General features: G+C 65.8%; 2 protein-coding genes. Both read right to left on the bottom strand.

The annotated features are described in order from the left end of the window. Positions 1-751: ABC transporter substrate-binding protein (locus BGO22_RS13150; RefSeq protein WP_286851214.1), on the bottom strand; the 751-nt coding region annotated here is incomplete at its 3' end. Between the two features lie 69 nt (positions 752-820). Next, complete coding sequence (locus BGO22_RS13145; protein ID WP_286851212.1) at positions 821-1,897, bottom strand: branched-chain amino acid ABC transporter permease; 1,077 nt, start codon at positions 1,895-1,897, stop codon at positions 821-823. Between the last annotated feature and the right edge of the window lie 48 nt (positions 1,898-1,945).

Genomic DNA, 1,945 nt, shown 5'->3' with positions numbered 1-1,945 from the left:
CGGTGGCCTGCGCTTCCTTCAGCGCGGTGGAGTTCATCACGCCCCAGCCCCACAGCAGCACGTAGTCGGGGCGGCTCTGGCGAATCTGCAGCCAGGGCGCCTTCTGATCCACGCCGGGGTGCGGCACCGGAATATTGGTGAGCTCGAAGCCGTGCTGCTTCGCGCGCGCCGTCAGTACCGGGATCGCTTCCTTGCCATACGGGCTGTCGTGGTACAGCAGCGTGATCTTCTTTCCTTTGAGCTTGTCCATGCCGCCAAGCTTGTGGCCCACGAACTGGATCTGCGTGTCCGCCGACGCCCAGTGCGAACCCGCGATCGGGAAGCTCCACTTGAACACCTCGCCGTCGGCGCTCTCGCTCAGGCCATAGGCCGGCGTGAGGATCGGGATGCCATCGGCCGCGCCGCGCTCGGTGAGCGCGAAGGTGATGCCCGTGGACATGGTCTGGAACACCGTGGCGCCGCCGTTCTTGCCTTTCAGTCGCTCGTAGCACTCCACGCCGCGGTCGGTGGCGTAGCCGGTCTCGCATTCTTCCCAGGCCACGCGCACGCCGTTGATGCCACCCTTGGCATTGACCAGCTTGAAGTAGTCCACGAAGCCGTTGGCCCAGGGCGCGCCGCTGGGCGCGTAGGGCCCGGTGCGGAAGGTCAGCAGCGGGAAGAACTGCTCCTTCGCCTGCGCGAAGCCGGCCGTGGTGGTGGTGGCGAGCACGAGGGCCGCGGAAGCGGCGATCAGGGCGCGCGTTCTTTTCATCATCTCTGTCTCCTGTGGGTTATCGGTTCGGGGCGAATCGGCCGTTGTCGTGCACTCTCCCGCTGCCTGTCAGTGAGGGAACGGCCAGGTCCTCATCTTTTGTTTGCCCAGTGCCCACAGGCGGCCCAGCCCGTGCGGTTCCACGATGAGGAACCAGACGATCAGGGCGCCGAAGACCATGGCTTCGGCGTGGGCGACGCCCGTGGTGCTGATGGACACGCCCACGAGCGCGCCCAGCACCGGCAGGGACTGGTTGAGAAAAATCGGCAGCAGCACGATGAAGGCCGCGCCGAAGAAGGCGCCGACGATGGAGCCCAGGCCGCCGATGATGATCATGAACAGCAGCTGGAACGAGCGCTCCACGCCGAAGGCGGCGGGCTCCCAGGCGCCCAGGTGAACGAAGGCCCACAGGCCACCGGCCACGCCAATGATGAAGCTGGAGACCGCGAAAGCGGTGAGCTTGGCGTACATCGGGCGGATGCCAATGACCGCGGCGGCCACGTCCATGTCGCGGATGGCCATCCACTCGCGGCCGATGGCGCTGCGCACCAGGTTCTTCGCGAGCCAGGCAAACACCACCACGAAACCCAGGCAGAACAGGTACTTCTCCACCGGCGTGTCGATCGACCAGCCCATCAGCTGCAGGTTCGACACGGACACCGAGCCGGAAGGCGAGTCGTTGGTGAACCACTTCACGCGCAGGAACATCCAGTCGGCGAAGAACTGAGCGGCCAGCGTGGCGACAGCGAGGTACAGGCCCTTGACGCGCAGGCTGGGCAGGCCGAACAGCACGCCGAACACCGTGGCGCACAGGCCGCCGATGAGCAGGGCCACGATCAGGGGCATGCCATCGACACGCACCAGGCTGTTGTAGGCCATGTAGGCGCCCATGGCCATGAAGGCGCCCGAGCCCATGCTGATCTGGCCGCAGTAGCCCACCAGGACGTTCACGCCGATGGCCGCGAGCGCGAGGATCAGGAAGGGCACGAGAATCGCCCGCAGCAGGTAATCGCTCGCGAGCGCCGGCACCACCAGGCAGACGACCGCCAGCAGGGCCAGCACGAGCCACCGGTCCTGGTCGATGGGGAAGATCTGCTGGTCGGCGCGGTAGGAGGTTTTGAACTGACCGTTTTCGCGATAGAACATGGTCAGCTCCTCAGACGCGATCGATGATCTTCTCGCCGAACAACCCTT

The sequence above is a fragment of the Hydrogenophaga sp. 70-12 genome (assembly GCF_001897365.1).
Classification (GTDB): domain Bacteria; phylum Pseudomonadota; class Gammaproteobacteria; order Burkholderiales; family Burkholderiaceae_C; genus Hydrogenophaga; species Hydrogenophaga borbori.
This window is presented reverse-complemented; position numbering and strand designations above follow the sequence as displayed.

Bases quoted from the DNA above. Each gene is read 5' to 3' on its own strand.
- BGO22_RS13145 (WP_286851212.1), bottom strand. From the start codon at position 1,897: ATGTTCTATCGCGAAAACGGTCAGTTCAAAACCTCCTACCGCGCCGAC.